The following is a 21,520-nucleotide window of genomic DNA, read 5'->3' on the forward strand; positions in this document are numbered from 1 at the left end:
TCTCACCGGGCGGTCCCGTCGTCGCCGTCGTCCGGCAGCCGCTCCATCAGCAGCAGCGCGAGATCGTCGCGGGGTTCGCCGTCGGCATGCGCCCGCATCGCGCGCCGTACCGCGTCGAGCGCCTTCGGCAACAGGGGAGCGGACAGCGGGCGGTCGAGCATCCGAAGCGGGAAGAACCGGCCGGCGTCGTCGCGTGCCTCGATCAGGCCGTCGGTGTAGAGCAGGAGGCGGTCACCGGTCGCCCAGGTGTGGTGGGCCGGCGGGGTGCGGCGGCCGCCCAGCCCGAGCGGCCGGTCCGGCTCTTTCTCGCCGAGCAGGACGGGCGGGTGCCCGGGGCGGTGCCGCAACGGCATGGGATGCCCGCAACTGGTCACCCACAGGTCCGGCCCACGGACCTCCAGCAGGACAGCCGTGACGAAGGTGACCCCGTAGGCGGGCCTCGGCTCCCGCGCGACCAGGGCGTCGAGATCCGCGGCGATCTCCTCCAGCCGGTCGCGCACGATCGCGGACTGCCGGAACGCACCGATCACCGCCGAGGCGAGCTGCACGGCCGGTAGTCCCTTGCCGCACACGTCGCCGATGATGACGCGCAACCGGTCCGGTCCCGGTACCACCTCGTAGAGGTCACCGCCCACCCCCGCGCCCCGCTGCGCGGAGACGTACCGGGCTTCCAGTGCGACGTCGCCGATCCGGGGTGGGACCTCCCGCAGGATCGCCTTCTGGGTGACCCGCACGATCTCGCTCATCCGCCGGATCCGCTCCTCGCGCAATGTGCGCGCCCGGGCCACGTACAGTGCCGTGACGCTGACCGCGATGACCACCGCCACCCGCAGGACGTGGTCGAGGCTGCCCAGGGTCTGGCTGGGCAGGCCGGCCAGCACGGCGGCGACGGTCGCCGCGGTGGACGCGACGGCGGTACGTCTCGGCGTGTCCACCGCTGCGGCCAGCAGCGGGGCCAGGGCCAGGAAACCGATGAGTACGGCATGCGCGGCGGCCGCCACGTCGACCAGTAGTACGACGCCGATGAAGGCCAGCGCCGCGGGCAGTCCGAGCCACGGCCGGTGGCCGGACTCGCCGGAACGGTCCGGGTCAGTCATCGACGTCGAGCGGTTCCGGCTCGGCGCGGCGCCCCGGCTCCAGCCTCGCCCGCAGCGCGACGATCTCGTCCCGCAGAGCCGCGACGTCGGCGGCCGTGGCCGGCTGTGGACGGTCCCGGTCGGCGACCCGCTCGACGATCCAGGTCGCGAGCGACCCGGTCACGAAACCGATCAGGCCGATCCCGCCGACCATGAGGCCGAGCGCGACCAGCCGGCCCGCAGTGGTCACCGGGAAGAGGTCTCCGTACCCGACGGTCGTGATCGTCACCACGGCCCACCAGAGGGCGTCGGCGAACGAGGTGATCGAGGCGTCCGGCGCGCCCCGTTCCGCGTCCAGCACCGCCAGGGCCGACACGACCACCAGCAACACGGTCGTGGCACCGACGTACAGGGCGAGCCGGCCGCGGGCCCACTCGGTCGTACGCCGGGTCAGGTTCAGCACGACGGTGACCAGCCGGAGCGCTCGCAGCGGGCGCAGGAACGGCAGCACCAGCACGGTCAGGTCGAACAGGTGGGTGCGCAGGAACCGCAGCCGATCGGCGGCGAGGGCGAACCGGACCAGCAGGTCGGCCCAGAAGAGCAGCCAGATGACCAGACCGGTGGCCTCGCAGACGACGACCCACCGGTCGGGAAGTTGCGGCACGAGGATGGGCCACGCGTACGCCGCCAGGAAAACCACTGACAGCAACGTCAGCGGGCCGGCGGTGAGCCGTTCCCAGCGCCCGACAGCCATCTCTCGGGAGCCGTCCCGCCAGCCGAACACCTCTCCACCACCTTCCCTGCATCCATGCAACCATTCCGTGGTGGAACTGTACGTGCCGGACGAGGCGCAGGCGACGGACCCCGACTCGGCGCTCGTCGACGGACTCGCCGCGCTGAGCCGGGTCATGGTCGGCCTCACCGCGCGCACCCTGGCCGGCCTCGGCACGGAGCTGACCCTCTCCCAGCACCGCGCGATGGTGCTGCTCGCCGCCCGCGGGCCGTTACGAACGGTGGATCTCGCCACCGCGATCGATGTCCACCCGTCGACCGTCACCCGCACCTGCGACCGGCTGGTCCGGCGCGGCCTGGTGGCCCGGCGGCAGGGCACCACCGACCGGCGAGTGGCCTGGCTGACGCTCACCGAGGCCGGCCGCGACCTGGTCGGCGAGGTGGTCCGCGGGCGGGCCGGCCGGATCCGGGAACTCGTTCGCGCCGCGGAACCGGTAAGCGCCGCGACCGCTGTGGAACTTATCGGCGCGCTGGTGGCAGCGGCCGGCGAGCCGACCGAGGACCAGTGGTGGCGGCGGTGGGCGGGCAGCGCCCACCGCGAGGCCGGCAGCTGAGCCGCCCATGCCGCTCCGCCGCGCCCGACTGCGGCCCCGGCCCAGGTGGCGGCCGGAACTTCGCTAGTCGAGCACCGTCAACGCTTCCTCCTCCAACAGCTCGTAGCCGTACTCCCGGCAGATGTTCGACGCCTGCCCGGCGTACGCCTTCGCCTCGTCGGCTGCGGTCGCGCCGCGTATCCGGCAGGCCCGGGCGAGGCCGATCAGCGCCTGCGCCTCGGCGTGCCGGGCCCTGTCCCCCGGGCCAGGGCGAGGACCTGCCGCAGATGGACGCTCGCCAGGGACACCGGGGCGGGTCGTGCCGGCGGGTCAACCCACCCCTCGGCGTGGCCGTGTCCGGCGGCGCGGGCAATACAGCCGCGGCACCGCCGCTCCCCCAGGAGCGGCCCGGCGCATCCCCGTGCCGGGCTTCGCGAACCGGCGCCGCCGGGCTTCAGCGGTCACGTACCGTGACCAATGGACCCCGGTCGCCGCCGACGACGGCCCAGAGGAGGAATCCGTGCCAGGTCCGGTGACACCGTCCAGAGACGGAAGCTGCCTCGACCGCCCCGTGATCGAGGACGACCCGGACGGCGACCACGCGGCGATCCGGGCCGGCAACCCGCCGCCGCGCGGGCACCGGCAAGGCGACCACGGCGAGCAGTGAAAGAGGAACAGCGACCGCGGCAGGCCGGAGCGGATTCGTCCGCCGGCTCCGAGCCGGAGGTCACCGAGGCGTTCAGCCGCCTGGTGGAGGAGGGAACCATCCGGCTGACCCGCCCGTGGCCGGCGCTGATCGTCACCGGACTGCTCGGCGGGGTCGACGTGGGCACCGGCGTGCTGGCCTACCTGCTGGTGCTGGAGGCGACCGGGCAGACCCTGCTCGCCGGGCTCGCCTTCGGCATCGGCTTCGTGGCGCTCCTGCTCGCCCGCAGCGAGCTGTTCACCGAGAACTTCCTGGTGCCGGTGACCGCCGTGGCCGCCGGACGCACAAGCGTGCGCTCGCTGCTCCGGCTGTGGGGCGTCACGCTGGCCGGCAACCTGGTCGGTGGCTGGCTGGTGGCCTGGCTCATCATCCGCGGCCTGCCCCGGCTACGACCCGCCGCCGTCGAGACCGGCACGCACTACGCCGCGCTCGGCGTCAATCTCCGTTCGTTCGTCCTGGCCGTGCTCGCCGGTCTGGTGATCACGCTGATGACCAGGATGCAGCACGCCACCGAGAGTCTCGGCGTGCGCCTCGTACCGGCCCTGCTGTTCGGCGCGTTACTCACCGGCGGGCAGCTCTTCCACAGCGTCCTCGACTCGATCATGATGTTCGCCGCGCTCATCGCCGGGCCGGCGCCGTTCGGCTACCTCGCCTGGCTCGGCGCTCTCTGCTGGTCGGTGCTCGGCAACCTCGTCGGCGGCGTCGGCCTCGTCACCGTCCTCCGGCTCGCCCGGGTGCCGCGCGAACTCGCCAAGGAGCGATCCCGGCAGCGGTGATCAGCCCGGCCACCCGGACGACCGGTGTCCACCCGCTGGAGGTCACGGCGCGGCGGGACGGTCCACCCGGGTCAACTCGGCGAACCAGCGACCGCCCGACCGGAACACCTCGCCGACCCTCAGTCCCGCCGCCGCGGCGACACCTGACATCGCATCCGGGTCCAGCCACGCCCAGCGGAAGGGGGAACTCCGGTGTCGTCCGGTCTCCACGTGGGCCTGCCCCTGCCAGGCACCGGCGCCGGGCGGTTCCAGCTCGACCAGCACCGTGCCGGACGGGCACAGCAGCGAGCCGCACCGCCGCAGCAGCGCGACCGGGTCGCCCCCGATGCCGATGTTCCCGTCGAGCAGCACCGTGTGTTCCCACCGGCCCTCGGCCGGCAGCGGGCCGAACAGGTCGGCGTGCACGGCGACCGCGCCGCGCGACCGGGTCAGCGCCACCGCCCACGGCGACACGTCCACCCCCACAGCGCTCAGCCCGGCCCTGGTCAACGCCACCGACAGCCGGCCCGGACCGCACCCCAGGTCGAGGGTGGGACCGGCACAGCGGGCCACCACCGTCGCCTCCGCGGCGGTGGCCTGCCGATGCCACCGCTCCACCGGCAGGCGACGGCTGGGCCCGTCCGCAGGCACCAGCCAGTGCACGTCTCCGGCGGGGTCGCGTAGCGCGGCGGCGAATCCGTCCCCGTTCACGCGCGTACCACCATGTCGCGGCGCACGGCCTCGACCTGGCGGGCGAACCGGCCGTCCGGGACCGCCGCTGCCACGGCGTGCGCGTCGGACCAGTCGTCCACGTCCCGCAGCACGGGCAGCGGCACGGGGCGTAACCCGCGTCCGGTCAGCGCGGACCATGTCGATCGGCCCGTGACCGGCGTCGACATCGGCACCGCCCGTAGCGTCACCGCCTGCCGCGGGTCGCGTAGCCCGAGCGCCCACCAGCCGCCGTCGTGGGCGAAGCCGAGCGCCGCGTTGGCGTCTTCGAGCCGGCGCACGGCGGCGGCCAGCGACGTCGGGGTCAGTTGCGGGGTGTCCATCCCGATCTGCAGCACCCAGCGGCCGGGGAACGTCTCGGCGACGTCGAGGTGGGCGTGCGCGAGCCGGTCGGCGAGGTTTGTGCCGCGCTGCGGCAGGACCGGCCAACCGGCGACGGCGGCGGTCAGCTCCACGCCGTCCACGGCTTCCGCGAGATGCCCGGCCAACGCCAGAACCGGCGTCACCCCCGGTGTCCCCCGGACGGCGTCCACTGTGTCGAGCAGCGCGGCGGCGGCCAGCCGGGCGGCCTGGGCGGGAGTCGCCGGCGGGCACAGCCGGGTCTTCACCAGGCCGGGCACGGGCGCCTTGGCCATCACCAGTACGACGGTCACCGGGACTTCCGGACGGTACGCAACACAACGGCGAAGTCCCGGGTGGCCCGAAGGGTGCCCCGTACCGAGCCGGAGACCTTGGAACGGGTGCCGGCAGCGCGCGGCGCGTAGGTGACGTCCACCTCGCGGATGCGCCAGCCCGCCGCGGCGGCTCGGATCAGCAGTTCCAGCGGATAGCCGAAGGCCCGGTCGGTGACCCCGAGGGCGAGCAGTGCCTCCCGGCGCGCCACCCGGATCGGGCTGAGGTCGCGCAGCGGCATGCCCCGGTGCCGCAGCAGCGCGGCGACCAGCGCCGTGCCCGCGCGGGCGTGCCAGGGCCATACTCCGGCACCGACCGGCCGGCGTCGGCCGACGGCCAGATCAGCGACCCCGTCGGCGACGAGGGCGACCAGAGCGGGCAACTCACGGGGAGCGAAGGAGCCGTCGGCGTCCAGCACGCAGACCAGTTCCGTGTCGGCGGCCTCGATCCCGGTGTGCACGGCCGCTCCGTACCCCCGCCGTGGCTCGTGCACCACCCGCGCCCCGTGCCGGGCGGCCACCTCGGGTGAGCCGTCGCGCGACCCGTTGTCGACGACGATCGCCCGGTACCCGGGCGGCAGCGCGGTCAGCACGGCGGGCAGGGCAGCGGCCTCGTCGAGGCACGGCAGCACCACGTCGATCTGTGTCGGCATACCGCCGACGCTAGGGCCGGCCCAGGCGGTCCGCGCTCGATTCAACCTTACGGAACACTTACCGTGCCGACACTTCTTACCGTCCGGTGACGTACCGGCGAAGCGGCTGACAGCGGAGGAACCGAGCCGTACCGTCCGGTCGACATGAGACCCGGTGCCACCGTTTCCCGCTCGCCCCTCCATCACCGCCTCCCGGATCGACACCGGGGGGACCTGCTGGTGCTGGGCGTCGAGGCGACGCTGCTGGTCACCGCCGTGGCGGTGGGCGCGATGCTGAACCGCGCCGGGGTGGGCCTGCACGCCGACGCCGCGCCGCTCTACGCCACCTGGAGACCTCACCTGGGCTGGGGCACACCGGCCGCGTTGGCGATCGCCGTCGCGGTGGTCGGGCCCGGAACGCAGTGGGCCCGCACCGCCCGCTGGGGTTCCCTGCTGGCCGCCGGCTACCTGACGGCGGTCGGCTGGACGCTCGCCCTGGCCCTGGTGGACGGCTGGTCGGAGGGGCTGACGACACGGCTCACCCCGCAGGCGGAGTATCTGCACGAGGTGCCCCGGGTCACCGACGTCGGGCGGATGCTGGCCGGTTTCGCGGACCGCATCCTGGACTTCCAGCCGGACTCGTGGTCCACCCACACCGCCGGCCATCCACCAGGTGCCCTGCTGGTGTTCGTCGCACTCGACCGGATCGGCCTGGGCGGTGGCACGGCGGCCGCGATGGCCTGCGTCCTGGTCGGGGCGAGCGTCGTGGTGTCCGTGCCGATCGCCCTGCGGGCACTGGGCGCCGGAGGGGCCGCCCGCGCCTCGTTGCCGTTCCTGGTGCTGCTGCCCGGAGCGGTCTGGGTGGGTGCCTCCGCCGACGGCATCTTCACCGGGGTGGTGGCCGCCGGCCTCGCACTGCTGGCCGTGCGGGGAACCGCGACCGCGTTGGCGGGCGGCGTACTGCTCGGCTTCGCGCTGTACCTGTCCTACGGTTTCGTGCTCGTCGCGCCCCTGGCTCTCGTCGTGCTCGCGCTGCGTCCAGGAGGTCGGGTCGCCGCGCTGCTCGCCGGTGCGACCGGTGTGGCCACTGTGGCATCGGTGTTCACAGTCGCGGGTTTCCACTGGTGGCAGGGGTACGACCGGGTGGTCGAGCGCTACTACCAGGGCTGGGCGGCCGACCGTCCGTACGCCTACTGGGTCTGGGCCAACCTGGCGGCGCTGCTGCTGTCTGCCGGGCCGGTCGTCGGGCCGGCACTGCGCCGCACTCTGCACGCGGCCCGCCGGGCCTGGCGGGCGTGGGACGGTTCCCCGGCACCGGCCGCGTCGACGCCGGGGGCCGGCGGACCAGGACCGGTCGGTGACCCGCTGACCCTCGTCGCGGTGCGGAACCGGCGGCTCGGCGTGCTCGCGCGACGGGCCGGGGCGCTGGGGCCCACCGTCCTGCTACCGGCCGCCGCGGTGCTGGCGGTGCTCGCCGCCGACCTGTCGAGCATGAGCAAGGCGGAGGTGGAACGGATCTGGCTACCGTTCACGGTCTGGCTGCTCGTCGCCGTGGCGCATCTACCCGCCGCGACGCACCGCTGGTGGCTGGCCGGGCAGGCGCTCACCGCCCTCGCCGTCAATCACCTCGTGTTCACCGTCTCGTGAGCCTGCCCCTGCCGCCGAGGCGGGCCGAGGCGGGCCGAGGCGGGCCGTTCAGACCGACACGGCGGCGCGTTCCCGCAGCGGATCCGTGGCGAAGGCGGCCACCCCGTCGGCGAAGCCGACCCGGGCGGTGAAGCCGAGCAGGTCGCGTGCGCGGCGGGGATCGGCGACCACGTGCCGCACGTCGGCCGGCCGGGCGCCGCCGACGACCACCGGCGCCGGCCCGTCCATCGCCGCCGCCAAAGTGGTGGCGAGATCGCCGACGGTGTGCGGCTGGCCGGAACAGACGTTCACCGGCACCAGGCCGTCCGGAGCCGGAGCGGTCAGCGCCAGCACGTTCGCGCGCGCCACGTCGGAGACGTGCACGAAGTCGCGCCGCTGCAAGCCGTCCTCGTAGAGCCGCGGCGGCCGGCCGTGCGCCAGCGCCGACCGGAAGATCGACGCGACTCCGGCGTACGGCGTGTCGCGCGGCATCCGGGGGCCGTACACGTTGTGGTAGCGCAGTGCCCAGACCCCGGCCCCGGTCTGCCGGCTCCACGCGGCGGCCAGATTCTCCTGGGCCAGTTTGCTGGCCGCGTAGGTGCTGCGTGGTTCGAGCGGAGCGTCCTCCGGCACGAGCGCGCTGGTGAGTGCACCGGCGCAGGCCGGACAGGTGGGGTCGTACCGGCCGACGGCGAGATCGGCCGCGCGGCGTGGGCCCGGCCGGACGACGCCGTGCCGGGCGCACGTGTATCGCCCTTCGCCGTAGACGACCATGGAACTGGCCAGCACCAGGCGAGACACGCCGGCCCGGTGCATCGCTGCCAGCAGCACCGCCGTGCCGTAGTCGTTGTGGCTGACGTAGTCGGGGGCATCCGACGGGTCCAGCCCGTGCCCGACCATCGCCGCCTGGTGACACACGGCGTCGACGCCCGCCAGCAGGTCGTCGAGCAGGTGCGGATCGCGGATGTCGCCGACGACCGGATCATGGCGGCGGAACCACTCGGGCGGCTCACTCCCGTGCGCCTGGGGCAACAACGCGTCCAGGCACACCACCTGATGCCCCTGCGCGACGAGCAGGTCCGCGACCTGCGATCCGATGAACCCGGCGGCGCCGGTGACGAGTACCCGCATTGCGTCACGCTAGGTCAGCGGAGGGGCCGCCGGGGCTCGTTCGGCTCCGACGTCAGCACTTCGTAAGGGGACGGCCGGTAAGCCTTCGGTAATGCGGCAAAGCCCGCCCGAGGGTTCCGCTGCCGGTTAGCGTCCTGCACGAAGCCCGTCGCGTCCGGTCCGACGCCCTGCCGACTGGAGGAACCGTGCCAGCCGACCCGCCGTCTGCCGAACCACCTGCCGCGTACCCGGCGCGGTTGTGGCGCACGTTGGAGCGGCATCGCCCTCCCGGAGCCGACGCCTCCGCCGACGCGTGGCGCAGTCCGGTGCGTGGCCCCTGGCTGACGTCCGTGTTCGGCGTCGTCCTGCTCGCCACGCTCCCGCTGGTGATCATCACCGGCTTTCTGGACTGGATCGCGTACGGCCCCCGACTCGGCCAGGCGTTTCCCAGCGACGTGGGCTGGCTGCACCCTCCCGTCTTCGACTGGCCGACCCGTCCCGCCTGGCTGTTCCGGCTCACCCAGGGACTGCACGTGACGCTCGGCATCGTGTTGGTACCAGTGGTCGTGGCGAAACTCTGGTCAGTGGTACCCAAGCTGTTCGACTGGCCGCCGGCCCGCTCCGTGGCCCAGGTGCTCGAACGGCTCTCCCTGCTGCTCCTGGTGGGCGGAATCCTCTTCGAGACGGCCACCGGGCTGCTCAACATCCAGTACGCCTACCTGTTCGGATTCGACTTCTACACCGCGCACTGGTACGGCGCCTGGGTCTTCACCGCCGCCCTCGTCGCGCACGTGCTGATCAAGCTTCCTCGTACGATCTCCGCGCTGCGCGGCCCGCGCCTCATGCGTACGACCACGGAGGAGACCGTGCCGGAGCCGGCGGATCCGGACGGGCTGGTGGCCCGCCGGCCCGGTCCGGCGACGATGAGCCGGCGTGGCGTCCTCGCCCTGACCGGAGGCGGCGCCCTGCTGCTGGCGGCGCTGACCGTCGGGCAGAGCCTGGACGGGGTGCTGCGCCGGACCGCGCTGCTGCTACCGCGAGGCCGGCAACACGACGACGGACCCAACGGTTTCCCGGTCAACCGGACCGCCGCCGCGGCCGGTGTCCGGCCCGCCGACACCGGTACCCAGTGGCGGCTGACGGTGCGCGCCGGCAGCCGCACGGTGGAGGTGGACCGCGACGGCCTGCTCGCGATGGCGCAGCACACAGCGGACCTGCCGATCGCCTGCGTCGAAGGCTGGTCGACGACGCAGACCTGGACGGGGGTGCGGCTACGGGACCTCGCGGCGCTGGTCGACGCACCCGGCAACGCCGTGGCGCGGGTCGAGTCGCTGGAACGGGGTGGCCTGTTCCGTCAGGCCCGGTTGCAGGTCAACCAGGTCCGCCATCCCGACTCGCTGCTCGCCCTGAGAGTCAACGGCGTCGACCTCTCGGCCGACCACGGCTATCCCGCCCGCGTCATCGTGCCGGCTCTGCCGGGCGTGCACTGCACGAAGTGGGTCCGTGACATCACCTTCGAGGAGCAGCCCGATGACTGAGTTCCGGCGTGGCTACGGCGCCGCACCCTGGCACCTGGTGCTCCTGCTGGGTTGCTTCGCGGTGACCGGCTGGGTGGCTCTGCGGCTGTCCGCGGAACCGGCCGCCGGGCGGATGCTGCTCTGGTTCGTCGGTGCGGTAATCGCCCACGACCTGCTCCTGTTCCCGTTCTACGCGCTGGTCGACCGGGCGCTGCGCGCCGCGCTGGGCGGCCCCGGGCGCCGATCGGCGCTGAATCACGTGCGGGTGCCCGCGCTCGCCTCCGGACTGCTCCTGCTCGTCTATCTTCCCGGCATCCTCGGGCTGGGCGGTGCCACGTACACGGCGGCGACCGGTCTGACCCCGCAGCCGCTGCTGGTCCGCTGGCTGCTGGCCAGCGCGGCGCTCTTCGCGGTCAGCGCCGCGCTCTACGCGCTGCGCCTCCGTCGTGGCACACCTCGTCCGCAGCGACGCCGGACGTCAGGACGAGCAGCCCGTCGACCACCGGCGGAGACGTAAGAATCAGGTAATCCTGCTCGACCAGGGGCCGGGCTAATATCCGCTCATGCCCGGTCCTCGTAACGCTTCCCTGCCCGGTGCGGCCGCCTTGACCGCGGTCGTTCTCGCCCTCGCCGCCTGCGGCGCCGCCGAGCCGCCCGCGGGGCGCGACGGTACGAGCGCCGGGCCGGACGTGACAGCGCAACCGACCACTGTCGCCCCGACCGCGGGCGGCGCGACGGACGCGCCGGTCCCGGAGACGCTCGCGTTCACCGGGCGGACCATCGACGGCGGGGCGTTCTCGGGCAGCAGTCTCGCCGGCAAGCCCGCGGTGCTGTGGTTCTGGGCGGCCTGGTGCAGCCGCTGCCGCGGCGTCGCCGACGAGGTCGCCGCCGTGCAGCGGGAGAACGCCGGCCGGGTCAACGTGGTCGGCGTGGCCGGGCTCGGCAGCGGTGACGAGGCGATGCGGCGGTTCGCCGAGGAGACCGGCATCGAGGGCTTCCCCCACCTGGCCGACGACGGCGGCCAGGTGTGGCGCCGCTTCAAGGTGACCAGCCAGGAGCAGTACGTGCTACTCGACTCCGCCGGCACCGTCGTGCACTCGGGACCGCTGTCCCAGGCGGACCTGCGCAAGCGGGTCGCCGGACTGAACTGACCATGCCGGACACCCCGTACGGCCTCGCTGTCGCCGCCGGACTGCTCGCCGCGGTCAATCCGTGCGGCTTCGCGATGCTGCCCGCGTACCTGTCGATGCTGGTGCTCGGTGACGAGCCGGCGGCCGGACGGTCCCCGCTCGCACCGATCGGCCGGGCGGTCGCGCTGACCGGCGCGATGACGCTCGGGTTCGTCGCGGTGTTCGGTGCGTTCGGGTTGCTCGCCGCTCCCGCGGCGGACGCGGTCGCCCGCCACCTGCCCCGGGTGTCGATACTTATCGGTCTCGCCCTGCTGGCGGCCGGTGGCTGGCTGCTGGCCGGTCGTCAACTACCGGCCTTCGTGCCGAGCGTCGCGACCGGACCGGCGGTCCGCCGGCGGTTCGGCTCGATGGTGTTGTTCGGCATGGCCTACGCGGTAGCCTCGCTCGGCTGCACCATCGGTCCTTTCCTGGCCGTGGTGGTGGCCGGCTTCCGCGCCGGGTCGGCGATCTCCGGAATCGGCCTGTTCGTGGCGTACGCGGTGGGCATGGGGCTCGCGGTAGGGGCCGCGGCGCTGGCGGCCGCGCTGGCCCGCGATTCACTGGTACGCCGTACCCGGCGGGCCGCCCCGCTGCTCGGGCGCGTCGCCGGCCTGCTGCTGATGGTCACCGGCGGATACGTGGCCTGGTACGGCTGGTACGAGGTGCGAGTCCTCAGCGGCCGAGGTGACCCGGACGACCCGATCATCGACGCGGCCGGCACCGTTCAGACAGCGCTGAGCGGCTGGCTGGCAGGGCTGGGTCCGGGTGTCGTCGCCGCGGCGGCGCTGGCGCTGCTCGCCCTGGCGACCGGGGTGACACTGACGCGCCGGCGCCGAGCACCGGCCCCGCAGGACCGTCGCCCGTCCGACTGAGGATCGGGCCGGTCGTCGTCGTGCCGGTGGCTCGCCCGCCGCGTGCGGCCGACGAGCCACCGGGACACGTCCGTCAGCCGTTGTCGATCAGGCTGGCGATCTCGTTGTAGATGAGGTGTGCCTTCGCCCCCTGGTTGGACGGGCACCCACCGAGGTGGTGCAAAGCGATGACGCGGTGATTGGCGTCGAGCACCGGGGAGCCCGAGTTGCCGCCCGAGGTGTCGCAGCTGTAGCTGATGTTCCAGGTGTTGTAGTTCGCGTTACGCACCGTGCAGACAGCGCCGTTCTGGGTGTCCTCGTAGATCGACAGTCGCTTCGGGCTGCCGTCACCGTGCCCGGGCACGTACATCCGGGTGCCGGTGCTGGTCGCGGTCGTCCTGAGGTAGAGCGTGCCGAATCCCTGGATCGCGGCGAAGTTGTTCACCGAGTAGAGCGCGTAGTCCAGCTGGCCCGAGCCACCGCTGCTCACCCGGTAGAGGGTCGCACCGCTCACCTTCGTGCCCGGGCCGGGGTTGTTGCCGCCGCAGGTGGCGCACTGGTAGTTGAACTGCGCCTCGCTGGCGCTGACCGTGGACTGGGTCGAGAAGCAGTGCTTGTTGGTCAGCATCCGGTTGGTGTTCCCGACCCGCCAGGTGGTGCACAGTCCGCCGCCACCGATGAGCAGTCGTGCCACCGCCCGGCCACGGGCGTACTCGGTGGGGTGGGTGCTCTGGTAGCAGGCCACGTCCCGGCGGGCGTCGGTGCTGCAGACGGACGTGGTCGAGAAGTTGTGCGCGGCGATCTCGGCCTGGTCGTAGCCGCGCCAGAACCGGTCGACGTCGACGACCGTGCGAGCGGGTCGCGCGCTGTGCAGCGTCACCACGGCGGTGTCCCCCGTCACGGACATCGCCCAGAAACCCGGACCGCCGTCGGTGGTGTAGTCCGAGCCGGTCCTCCGGTCGAGGCTCCGGCCGTACCGATAGCTCTCCCGGCCGTCCGGGCTGGACACCGTGACGTGGTCTCCCTCGTTCAGCCGCAGGGAGCGGAAGTGGACCTTGATGTAGGTGGCACCGGGGTGCCGGATGACCTGACGGGCGCCCGGCCGGCCGGCGGCGCGGACGGCGTCGATAGTGCGCAGCTCACCCACGGTGGTGACGCCCTCGGCGGAGAACTGGTCCGCCTCCGGCGCCCGGACCGACGCCGGCGCCACCGGCCGGGCCGGTTCCGCCCCGGCGGCGGGCGCCGGCAGCAGGCTCGCCCCGAGCACCCACACGCCGAGCGCAATCGCCGCGTGCCGCGCGCCGTGCCGCAACATGTCTCTCATCCGCACTCCTTCCCGAGGAACGGCGGATGCCGTCCCGACAGGCTCCTCGCCGGAGCCATTGATAGAAGCATATCGATTGCTTGCGGGATACGGAACCGCCGGATCGGCGGCCGGTCAGCCCTTGCGCCACGTCCGGTCGATCGTGCGCGGTGGCGGTGGAGGTCGGCGGCGTCGGTGCTGGGCCGGGTGCCGAAGGCGCCGAGCGCACCGGACGAGGGCGCCGCGGAGCGGGCGCGAGAGCGGGCCGGCCACCAGGCCGCCCGGCGTGGGCAGGCCGCTCTCGCCGCCCCGGACGCGTGCGGTGGCCTACATCGGGAGTCGGACCCGAGGCCGGCGATCCGCCAACCGGTCTGCCGGCTCGGGCTACGTCACGAGTCGTCGCGCAACCGGGTCACGGACCGAGGCATCAGAACCACCACAGCGGTTCCGGACGACCGCAGTGCGGCGTAGCCGTGCAGATTCTTGTCGATCTCGCGCCAGCGGGCCCACAGCCGCGATCGTTCGTCGCCCGTCGCCGCACGACCACGCACCGGCCGGGGCCCGCCGACCAGGCCGACGGTCGCGTCCGGGTGCGCCTGCAGGTTCTTGGCAGGGCCTGGGTGCGGCTCGGCCACTCCTGCACCGGATCGACCGCTGTCACGCCGGTTGCACCACGGACCGTTGCCGGGACCTGGCCCGAAAGGGGGTGCCAGATGAACCATCCACGGCACGATGCCGGCCTGGCGGAGGGCGGGTGGCGCGTGGAACGCTCACGTCATGCGCATCGCCGAGCACATTGCCGCGCTGGAAGAGGACGGCCTCCGGCTGGCAGAGGCGACGGGCCGGGCTGGTCTGGACGCACACGTGCCCACCTGCCCCGGCTGGCAGGTCCGCGACCTGCTGCACCACGTCAGCGGGGTACACCGCTGGGCCAGGGCCCACGTGACCACGGGACGCCGCCTGCCTTACGCCGCTCGGGAAGAGGCGGAGTTCTTCGCGGCAGTCGACGACGACGAGTTGCTGGACCGGTTCCGGGAAGGCCACCGCGCACTCGTGGATGCGCTGGCAGCGGCTGACGAGAACGTCGAGTGCTGGACGTTTCTGCCCGCACCCTCGCCGTTGGCGTTCTGGGCACGTCGCCAGGCTCACGAGACCGCCGTACACCGCGCCGATGCCGACTCGGCGCTCTCCACGGTCCCGTCCTGGGATCCGCCCTTCGCCGCCGACGGCATCGACGAACTGCTCATCGGCTTCTTCGGCCGGCCCGGTGGGCGTCTGGTGGCCGATCCACCCCTCAGCATGGCCCTGGTGCCCACCGATGTCGACGCGAGATGGACCACCTACATCGAGCCGGCCGGGCACCGCCTGGTCGCCGGTGAGATGCCGGCCCAGCTGACCGTCACGGGACCTGCATCCGAGCTCTACCTGTTGCTGTGGAACCGGGGTGGGACCGAACGCCTTGAGCTACGCGGGGACGCGGCCGTCCTGGAGCTGTGGCGGACACGGGCCGCTGTCACCTGGAGCTGACGCGGCGGTCCCGGCAAGGTCACCCGTGGTTCCGCGGGTGTCGGCCGCTCGGCGTGGTCAGAGGCCGGCGGCGTCGTCGTAGCGGCGCCGCAGGTCGGCCATCTCCGATGTGGGCAATGCCTCCCTGAGGGCCAGTTCCTCGTACCTGTCGGGGAACATCTCCCGTAGCCGGTCGACGAACCTGACGTCGGCGGTCGCCTCGACCACCTCGATGCCGGGAGGATCGGTGGTCATGTCCATGATCACCGGGCCGACGAGTTTGACCGCCCCGTCCCAGTGACGCTTCTGTTCGGCGACACCGCAGAGGTGGAAGCCGTAGATCGTCCGGACCTCGGCCAGTGTGCTGGCCCCGCTGGGCTCGTGGCCGTAGACATGGACTCCGCAGATGACCTTCGGCACGGCCTGCTCTCCGGCTGTCACCTGTGGGGCGGGGTGCCCGGCGTGATGGTGATGTGCCGGGTCCGCCCGCTCGAGGGTCGTACGCATCCGGGCCAGGATCTCCTCGCGGAGGACCGCCGGACCCGTCCTCGTGCTGGTCGAGGTGACGACGGCGGCCACACCGATCGACGCGGCCAGCAGGCACACCTCGATCCACACGAAGCGACTGCGGTACCAGCCGCTGACGCCCAACCGGGAAATCATGATCGATCTTCACCTCGTCGCGGTTGCTGATGGTGGCGGCGGGCAGCGGACGACGCACTGCCGGCACAGCGATGCCCGCGGCGCGCAGGCCCCGCCGACGGTGGGGTGGCGCGTGCCGCGCCACCCCACCGCAGATGCTGTTACCGAGCGGTGCAGGTGAGGGTCGGTGTGGAGTTGGTGCCGTTCCAGGAGGCGTTGAAGCCGAAGCTGGTGGTGGCGTTGGCACTCAGGGAACCGTTGTAGGCGACGTTCGACGCGGTGACCGACGAACCGTTCGAGGTGACCGTCGCGTTCCAGGAGTTCGTGATGCTCTGGCCGTTGGGCCAGTTCCATGCCACCGTCCATCCGGAGATGGCGGCGTTGCCGGCCCGGACGGTGACCTCGGCGCCGAATCCACCGGACCACTCGTTCGTCTTGCGGAAGGTGGCGGTGCAGGCACCGTTTCCGGCCGGCGGCGGCGTGGTGGGCGGCGCAGTCGTCGGCGGCGCGGTCGTCGGCGGCGGCGTGGTGGGCGGCGGCGTCGTCGGCGGGTTGCCGCCGCCACCGAAGATCACGTCACTGCAGAGGTAGTACGGCTGGTCGAGGTGGGCCGCCTGCCAGATGGTGTAGACGACGTGCCGCCCGGTGCGGTTGCCCGCGTTCACCTGCGCCTCGTAGAGCCCGGTGGTCGGGTAGCTGCCGGTGCGGAGTACCAGGTCGAGGCTGTTCCAGGTGAGGGGCTGGGTGGTCGGGTCGAAACCCTGCTTGGTGATGTAGATCAACATGTAGTCGGCACCGTGCCGAGCACCGTCGGTCAGCGTCAGGGTGAAGTTGTTCGGCATCGGCTTCGCGGTCCATGCGCCGACCGCGTCGAGCGAGGCGTACAGGCCACCCTGGGTGCGACCGCCGCTGCACAGCTGTCCGTTCGGCACGGCGGCCTGGTGGTTGCCGCCGACGTTCTCGCGGTACAGGCCGTTCCAGTTCCACATGGTGTTCGGGTTGGCCTGCCACGCCTGCCAGCACATCGGGTCGGTCTGGGCCATGGTGGGGTTGAGGTGGTCGGAACCCCAGCGCTCGTAACATCCGTAGTTGCGGGACGGCGGATTGGTGACCGATCCGTGCGCCGAGGCCGGACCGGCCTGGTTGACGACGACCATCGTGAACGAGGCGACGAGAACTGCGACCGCGGCCAGTCCCAGACGGCGTGCTGTCCGTGAGATTTTCATGATGCTCCAGTGGATGCGCCGACGCCCAGTGGCCCTCGCTGGGTGCCCACCCCGGAGAAGGTGACGCCGATCGATTCAAGCCGTCCGAGAGGTGGACGGCACTGCTGCCCAGCAGCGCTTGGCGACTCCCGGCCACGACCCTAGCAGAGACAGCCGTCAATGTAAACTGATGCCGTCGCACCCGCACGGCCGCCCGTGGTTCGAGGGTCACGGCTTCCACCAGCCGGGCGGCGCTCTACCGGACGGACACGACCCACCGGATCAGACCGCGGGGACCGCGCGCACCTCCCGCTCCGCCGTGGCTCCCCGCTCGCCGTGCGAGGCGGCTCGGCCGGATTCGAGGACGTGGTAACGGTTCGCCACATGAACGCTTGGGGGTGGACGCTAGCCAGGCGGCTACGGCTGCCACAACGAGGCCACAGCAGGCGGTCAGGGTGGCCCGCCCGCGCCTTACCGGAACCTGTGAGCAATGCGTCGGGCGTCGTCGGATCGATCAGGCGAGGTGATGGGCACATGACATGAGAGCGGGGGGGTCGGGCCGTGCGATCGTTCAGGTATTCACGATTCGCACATCGGACGGCAACCATGGCGGTTCTCGCACACAGCATCAGGAGCATCGACGACGACGTCGTCCGCATGCTGCGCGCCGGCGCAGGCACGACATACCTGCACACCGCTCGGGGGCGGGGAGTCTCACTGCGACCGGTTCCCGCGCGGGGACAGATCACGCAGACACCCGGGAGCGACACGGCGCACTGTCACGCCTCGACATCCCGGCCCGTGCCCGGAACACGGTCCCGTTGAGCACCTGCCGGTGACGGTCTTCTTCCCGATTGCTCTGTTGCGCGGTGACTGTGCTGGTCGGCCGTCCGGCCGTCGCACGGCCCCTGTGCACCACCGGCACGCCGCACTAGTCTCCTCACCGCAACCCCCTGGGCCGCCAGGCCACCGGCGATGATGGCGGCACCTCACGGCGACCGGAGGCGCGTGTGCCCGACGAGATCGACGACTCCTTCCTCGCTCTCCCGCTGGCCCGCCTGGCCGACGCCGCCCTGTCCCGGGCTCGGGACCGGGGCGCGCGGTACGCCGCGCTGCGGGTCCAGCGGGTCCGCTCCGGGCGGACGGTCGTGTACGACGGGGCGCTGCGGGCGAGCGAGGAGGAGACCGAGACCGGTCTCGCGGTACGGGTGCTGCACCGGGGCGCGTGGGGTTTCGCCGCCGTGCCGGAGCTGACGCCGGAGTCGGCGGCACGCGCCTGCGACGACGCGCTGGCGCTGGCCCGAGCCTGCGCCGACGTGGGCGGGATGCCGGTGGCGCTCGCGCCCGAGCCCGCGTACGCGGCGGTGACCTGGACCTCGCCGTACCGAATCAACCCCTTCGACGTGCCGGACAGCGAGCGGGCGGAGCTGCTGAGCCACTGGTGCGCCCGGCTGCTGGCGCACGACTCGGTGGCGCACGTGCTGGCCCGCGCCTCCGCCGCACAGGAGAACACGTACTACGCCGACCTGGGCGGCACGAGCGTCACCCAGCAGCGGGTCCGGGTGCACCCGCAGGTGCTGGCGGTGGGCCGGCACCCGCGCGACGGCGGCACCCAGACCCTGCGCACCGTCGCCCCGCCGGTGGCCCGCGGCTGGGAGTACCTGCACGGCGAGGGCTGGGACTGGGCCGGTGAACTCGCCGGGCTGCCGGCGCACCTGGCCGAGAAGGTGCAGGCGCCACCGGCGCGACCTGGCCGCTACGACCTGGTGATCGACCCGTCGCAGCTCTGGCTCACCATCCACGAGTCGGTCGGGCACGCCACCGAGTACGACCGGGCGCTGGGCCAGGAGATGTCGTATGCGGGCGGCACCTTCGCCACCCCCGAGTCGGCCGGGCGGCTGCGGTACGGCTCGGCGTTGATGACGGTTGACGCCGACCGGTCGGCCGCGCACGGGCTGGCCACTGTCGGGTTCGACGACGAGGGCGTGGCCGCGCAGTCCTGGCCACTGATCGAGGAGGGTGTGCTCGTCGGCTTCCAGCACGACCGGGCCTCGGCCGCGCAGGCCGGCCTGCCGCGTTCCTCCGGGTGCGCGTACGCCGAGTCGTACCGGCACACGCCGATGGCCCGGATGCCGAACGTGTCGCTGCGCCCGGCGGTGGACGGGCCGGACACGGCGGCCCTGATCGCGGGCGTGACCGACGGCTTCTACCTGGCCGGCTCGGACAGCTGGTCGATCGACATGCGACGGCGGCAGTTCCAGTTCACCGCCCAGCGCTGGCACCGCATCCGCAACGGGCGGTTGGCCGGGCAGGTGTCCGGTGCCGCGTACCAGGCGGAGACCACGGCGTTCTGGTCGTCGCTGTGCGGACTGGGCGGGGAGGGCACCTGGCTGCTCTCCGGCGCCGACATGTGCGGCAAGGGGCAGCCGGTGCAGGCGAGCGCGACCAGCCACGGCTGCCCGGCTGCGGTGTTCCGTGGCATCGACGTCGTCGACACCGGAGGGCGGGACGGGTGAGGGGGATCCAGGACGTCCTGGAAGCGGCGCTGCGGCACCGGCGCGACGCCGACGAGCTGATGCTGATCGCCGACGAGACGGCCGCCGCGCACGTGCGCTGGGCGGGCAACGCGCTGACCACAAACGGCAGCGTCCGGGCCCGCCGGGTGACGGCGGTGGCGGTACGGCACGCCGCCGCCGGCGTACACGTCGGGCTGGTCGGTCACGGCGGCGCGCTCGGCGACGACCTGCCCGACCTGGTCCGCGCGGCCGAGCGGGCCGCCCGCGACGCGCCGCCCGCAGCCGACGCGGCGTCGCTGCCCGCGCCGTGGCGGACGCCGTCCTGGGCGGAGCCGCCCGGCGGCACCTCGGCCGACGCGTTCCGTGAGGTGCTGCCCGGCCTGGCCGACGCGTTCGCGGCGGCCGGGCGGCGGCAGCTCTACGGCTACGCCGAGCACCGCGTGGTCACCACCTGTCTCGCCGCGTCGACCGGCGCCCGCCTCCGGCACCTGCAGTCCAGCGGCCTGTTCGACCTCAGCGTGCGTGACGGCGACGAGTCGGCCTGGGCCGGTGTGACAGCGCCGGACCTGGTGAAGCTGGACGTGCCGGCACTCGCTGCCGAACTGTCGGCGACGGTGGGGCGGCCCGGCTGCCGGGTCGAACTACCACCGGGGCGTTACGAGGTGCTGCTCACCCCGAGTTGCGTCGCCGACCTGATGCTGCACCTCTACCTGGCCGCCGGGGCACGCGGCGCCCTGGACGGGCGCACCGCGTTCAGCCGCCCGGACGGCCGGCTGCCGATCGGTGAGCGCCTCACCGCGCTGCCGCTGACGCTGCGCAGCGACCCGGACCATCCGCTGCTGCCCTGCGCCCCGTTCACCGTCGGCCGGGGCACCGACGACCTGACCGCCGTAGTGGACAGTGGACTGCCGCTGCGGCCGACCCGGTGGATCGACAAGGGCGTGCTGACCGCTCTCGTACAGACCCGGCACACCGCCGCGCAGACCGGCGCGCCGCTGACCCCGATGGTGGACAACCTGGTGCTGGAGGGCGGACCGGACGCGCCGTCGCTGCCCGAGATGGTGCGCTCCACCCGGCGCGGCCTGCTGCTCACCTCGCTGTGGTACCTGCGCGACGTCGACCCGGCGTCGCTGCTGCTGACCGGCCTCACCCGCGACGGCGTGCACCTGGTGGAGGACGGCGAGATCGTCGGTACGGTGCACAACTTCCGGTTCAACGAGAGCCCGCTGTCGCTGCTGGCCCGGGCCACCGAGGTCGGCCTGCCGGTGCCGGCGCTGCCCCGCGAGTGGGGTGACTACTTCACCCGGATGGTGACGCCGCCGCTGCGGGTGCCCGACTTCCTCATGTCAGCGGTGAGCCCGGCGACCTGAGCGGCGACGCGGTCGGGCCGATCAGGACGGCGGCCCGAACAGCGCGGCGAACCGGTCAAGCGTGCGCCGGTCGTACACGAGCTGTTTCTGCGGCGGGTACGGACGCCGGGCCGGCGGCACGTACCCGGCCTCGCCGCGCCGGGGCAGCGTCCCGTCCGGGCGGCGCAGGTGCGGGCCGTGGAAGAACCAGCAGAGCTGGCCGACCAGCTCAGCAAAGACCAGCGGGTGCAGGTCGGCCGGGTACATCGCGAGGTGGCAGCGGGTGGCCCGGAACTCGCCGCGCGGCCCGAACGTGTTACCGAACAGGACGTGACCGAAGACGTCGTGCACGGCCCGGAAGATGTCGTTGTGCAGCAACTCTTCCCCACCGGCCCGGACCTCGGCGGAGGCGCGCAGCGGATGCTCGCCGTCCCCGCCGGCCGGTCCGTGCCCGTGGCGGGTGAGGAACACGTGCAGCAGACCGGTGGCGCGGACCCGTGCGACCAGGTCCCGCGAGTCCCGGTACGGCTGCCCCGGCCCGGTCCAGGGCAGCACCCGGATGCCCGCCTCGCCGATCAGTCGGAACTGCCGCAGGTTCTCCTGGGCCAGCCGGGCGTACGCGTGGGCCGTGCCGGTCGGGTCGGTCACCATCGGTGCGGCGTCGTAGCGGTCGGCCACCTCCCGGCAGAACTCCTCGTCGACGCGCAGCGGCTCGGCGGCCAGCCGGTCCAGCCGGGCGGCGGGCACCCCCGCGCGCGCCGCCGCCCGGTCGGCGTGAGCCTGGGCCAACGCGCCGAGACGTACGGTGAGTGCCTGGTCGTCGCCGCTCATC

The 21,520-nt window shown here is 73.1% G+C and carries 22 protein-coding genes; 11 read left to right on the top strand and 11 right to left on the bottom strand.

Annotation, left to right across the window (positions count from 1 at the left end; translation table 11 throughout):
* Positions 1 to 2: 2 nt before the first annotated feature.
* Both C569_RS31080 and C569_RS0125715 read right to left on the bottom strand, forming a co-directional pair.
* Positions 3 to 1,097 (bottom strand): PP2C family protein-serine/threonine phosphatase, encoded by a 1,095-nt coding sequence (locus C569_RS31080; protein WP_018788612.1) that lies wholly within the window; start codon positions 1,095 to 1,097, stop codon positions 3 to 5.
* Complete coding sequence (locus C569_RS0125715; protein ID WP_036346944.1) at positions 1,090 to 1,830, bottom strand: potassium channel family protein; 741 nt, start codon at positions 1,828 to 1,830, stop codon at positions 1,090 to 1,092. Before C569_RS0125715 ends, C569_RS31080 begins: the two co-directional genes overlap by 8 nt.
* A gap of 70 nt (positions 1,831 to 1,900) precedes the next feature.
* Here C569_RS0125715 and C569_RS34545 point away from each other — a divergent pair, with 70 nt between their 5' ends.
* The 3 genes from C569_RS34545 to C569_RS0125730 all read left to right on the top strand — a co-directional run bounded on the left by C569_RS34545 (position 1,901) and on the right by C569_RS0125730 (position 3,883).
* Positions 1,901 to 2,422: a MarR family transcriptional regulator gene (locus tag C569_RS34545; RefSeq protein WP_018788614.1), complete on the top strand. Its 522-nt coding sequence runs from the start codon at positions 1,901 to 1,903 to the stop codon at positions 2,420 to 2,422.
* 499 nt (positions 2,423 to 2,921) lie between these two features.
* Entirely contained in the window at positions 2,922 to 3,068 is a 147-nt protein-coding gene (locus C569_RS34550) for a hypothetical protein (protein ID WP_231394892.1), read from the top strand.
* On the top strand, positions 3,065 to 3,883 hold the full coding sequence (locus C569_RS0125730; protein WP_018788616.1) for a formate/nitrite transporter family protein: 819 nt from the start codon (positions 3,065 to 3,067) through the stop codon (positions 3,881 to 3,883). Before C569_RS34550 ends, C569_RS0125730 begins: the two co-directional genes overlap by 4 nt.
* A gap of 42 nt (positions 3,884 to 3,925) precedes the next feature.
* Here C569_RS0125730 and C569_RS0125735 read toward each other — a convergent pair whose 3' ends face one another.
* The 3 genes from C569_RS0125735 to C569_RS0125745 are packed head-to-tail and all read right to left on the bottom strand — an operon-like array spanning position 3,926 to position 5,915.
* On the bottom strand, positions 3,926 to 4,573 hold the full coding sequence (locus C569_RS0125735; RefSeq protein WP_018788617.1) for a bifunctional 2-polyprenyl-6-hydroxyphenol methylase/3-demethylubiquinol 3-O-methyltransferase UbiG: 648 nt from the start codon (positions 4,571 to 4,573) through the stop codon (positions 3,926 to 3,928).
* Positions 4,570 to 5,244 carry a DUF2064 domain-containing protein gene (locus tag C569_RS0125740; protein ID WP_018788618.1) on the bottom strand — a complete coding sequence of 225 codons (675 nt, stop codon included), beginning with the start codon at positions 5,242 to 5,244 and terminating at the stop codon, positions 4,570 to 4,572. Before C569_RS0125740 ends, C569_RS0125735 begins: the two co-directional genes overlap by 4 nt.
* Positions 5,241 to 5,915: a glycosyltransferase family 2 protein gene (locus tag C569_RS0125745; RefSeq protein WP_018788619.1), complete on the bottom strand. Its 675-nt coding sequence runs from the start codon at positions 5,913 to 5,915 to the stop codon at positions 5,241 to 5,243. The genes C569_RS0125740 and C569_RS0125745 overlap by 4 nt, the downstream gene beginning before the upstream one ends.
* A 144-nt stretch (positions 5,916 to 6,059) precedes the next feature.
* On the opposite strand from C569_RS0125745, the gene C569_RS0125750 reads away from it, so the two are divergent.
* The gene (locus C569_RS0125750; RefSeq protein WP_026268645.1) at positions 6,060 to 7,541 is read left to right on the top strand and encodes a hypothetical protein; all 1,482 of its coding nucleotides are present in this window, start codon (positions 6,060 to 6,062) and stop codon (positions 7,539 to 7,541) included.
* A gap of 48 nt (positions 7,542 to 7,589) precedes the next feature.
* Here C569_RS0125750 and C569_RS0125755 read toward each other — a convergent pair whose 3' ends face one another.
* Positions 7,590 to 8,651 carry an NAD(P)-dependent oxidoreductase gene (locus C569_RS0125755; protein WP_018788621.1) on the bottom strand — a complete coding sequence of 354 codons (1,062 nt, stop codon included), beginning with the start codon at positions 8,649 to 8,651 and terminating at the stop codon, positions 7,590 to 7,592.
* Between the two features lie 185 nt (positions 8,652 to 8,836).
* On the opposite strand from C569_RS0125755, the gene C569_RS0125760 reads away from it, so the two are divergent.
* Genes C569_RS0125760 through C569_RS0125775 form a run of 4 tightly spaced genes read left to right on the top strand, consistent with a single transcriptional unit; the run spans position 8,837 to position 12,188 of the window.
* Positions 8,837 to 10,168 carry a molybdopterin-dependent oxidoreductase gene (locus C569_RS0125760; RefSeq protein WP_196806784.1) on the top strand — a complete coding sequence of 444 codons (1,332 nt, stop codon included), beginning with the start codon at positions 8,837 to 8,839 and terminating at the stop codon, positions 10,166 to 10,168.
* On the top strand, positions 10,161 to 10,664 hold the full coding sequence (locus C569_RS0125765) for a hypothetical protein (RefSeq protein WP_018788623.1): 504 nt from the start codon (positions 10,161 to 10,163) through the stop codon (positions 10,662 to 10,664). The genes C569_RS0125760 and C569_RS0125765 overlap by 8 nt, the downstream gene beginning before the upstream one ends.
* Positions 10,665 to 10,710: 46 nt before the next feature.
* Entirely contained in the window at positions 10,711 to 11,298 is a 588-nt protein-coding gene (locus C569_RS0125770; RefSeq protein ID WP_026268646.1) for a redoxin domain-containing protein, read from the top strand.
* A 2-nt stretch (positions 11,299 to 11,300) separates the two neighbouring features.
* Positions 11,301 to 12,188, top strand: a complete 888-nt coding sequence (locus C569_RS0125775) for a cytochrome c biogenesis CcdA family protein (protein WP_018788625.1) — start codon at positions 11,301 to 11,303, stop codon at positions 12,186 to 12,188.
* A gap of 73 nt (positions 12,189 to 12,261) precedes the next feature.
* Here the strand turns inward: C569_RS0125775 and C569_RS0125780 are convergent, their stop codons facing one another.
* Positions 12,262 to 13,491 (bottom strand): serine protease, encoded by a 1,230-nt coding sequence (locus C569_RS0125780; RefSeq protein WP_026268647.1) that lies wholly within the window; start codon positions 13,489 to 13,491, stop codon positions 12,262 to 12,264.
* Positions 13,492 to 13,859: 368 nt separating this feature from the next.
* Positions 13,860 to 14,105 (bottom strand): nitroreductase/quinone reductase family protein, encoded by a 246-nt coding sequence (locus C569_RS33405; protein WP_018788627.1) that lies wholly within the window; start codon positions 14,103 to 14,105, stop codon positions 13,860 to 13,862.
* 142 nt (positions 14,106 to 14,247) lie between these two features.
* Between C569_RS33405 and C569_RS0125790 the strand changes: the two genes are divergently transcribed.
* A complete protein-coding gene (locus tag C569_RS0125790; protein WP_018788628.1) occupies positions 14,248 to 14,997 on the top strand; it encodes a maleylpyruvate isomerase family mycothiol-dependent enzyme in 750 nt (249 codons plus the stop codon).
* 57 nt (positions 14,998 to 15,054) lie between these two features.
* On the opposite strand, the gene C569_RS0125795 is transcribed toward C569_RS0125790, so the two are convergent.
* Both C569_RS0125795 and C569_RS0125800 read right to left on the bottom strand, forming a co-directional pair.
* Positions 15,055 to 15,639: a hypothetical protein gene (locus C569_RS0125795; RefSeq protein WP_018788629.1), complete on the bottom strand. Its 585-nt coding sequence runs from the start codon at positions 15,637 to 15,639 to the stop codon at positions 15,055 to 15,057.
* 140 nt (positions 15,640 to 15,779) lie between these two features.
* Positions 15,780 to 16,844 carry a lytic polysaccharide monooxygenase gene (locus tag C569_RS0125800; protein WP_026268648.1) on the bottom strand — a complete coding sequence of 355 codons (1,065 nt, stop codon included), beginning with the start codon at positions 16,842 to 16,844 and terminating at the stop codon, positions 15,780 to 15,782.
* A 989-nt stretch (positions 16,845 to 17,833) separates the two neighbouring features.
* Between C569_RS0125800 and C569_RS0125805 the strand changes: the two genes are divergently transcribed.
* Positions 17,834 to 19,339: a TldD/PmbA family protein gene (locus tag C569_RS0125805; RefSeq protein ID WP_018788631.1), complete on the top strand. Its 1,506-nt coding sequence runs from the start codon at positions 17,834 to 17,836 to the stop codon at positions 19,337 to 19,339.
* Positions 19,336 to 20,709, top strand: a complete 1,374-nt coding sequence (locus C569_RS0125810; protein ID WP_018788632.1) for a metallopeptidase TldD-related protein — start codon at positions 19,336 to 19,338, stop codon at positions 20,707 to 20,709. The genes C569_RS0125805 and C569_RS0125810 overlap by 4 nt, the downstream gene beginning before the upstream one ends.
* Positions 20,710 to 20,730: 21 nt before the next feature.
* Here C569_RS0125810 and C569_RS0125815 read toward each other — a convergent pair whose 3' ends face one another.
* The gene (locus tag C569_RS0125815) at positions 20,731 to 21,519 is read right to left on the bottom strand and encodes a hypothetical protein (RefSeq protein ID WP_018788633.1); all 789 of its coding nucleotides are present in this window, start codon (positions 21,517 to 21,519) and stop codon (positions 20,731 to 20,733) included.
* Between the last annotated feature and the right edge of the window lies 1 nt (position 21,520).

The organism is Micromonospora sp. CNB394, from assembly GCF_000374985.1.
Taxonomy (GTDB): Bacteria; Actinomycetota; Actinomycetes; order Mycobacteriales; family Micromonosporaceae; genus Micromonospora; species Micromonospora marina.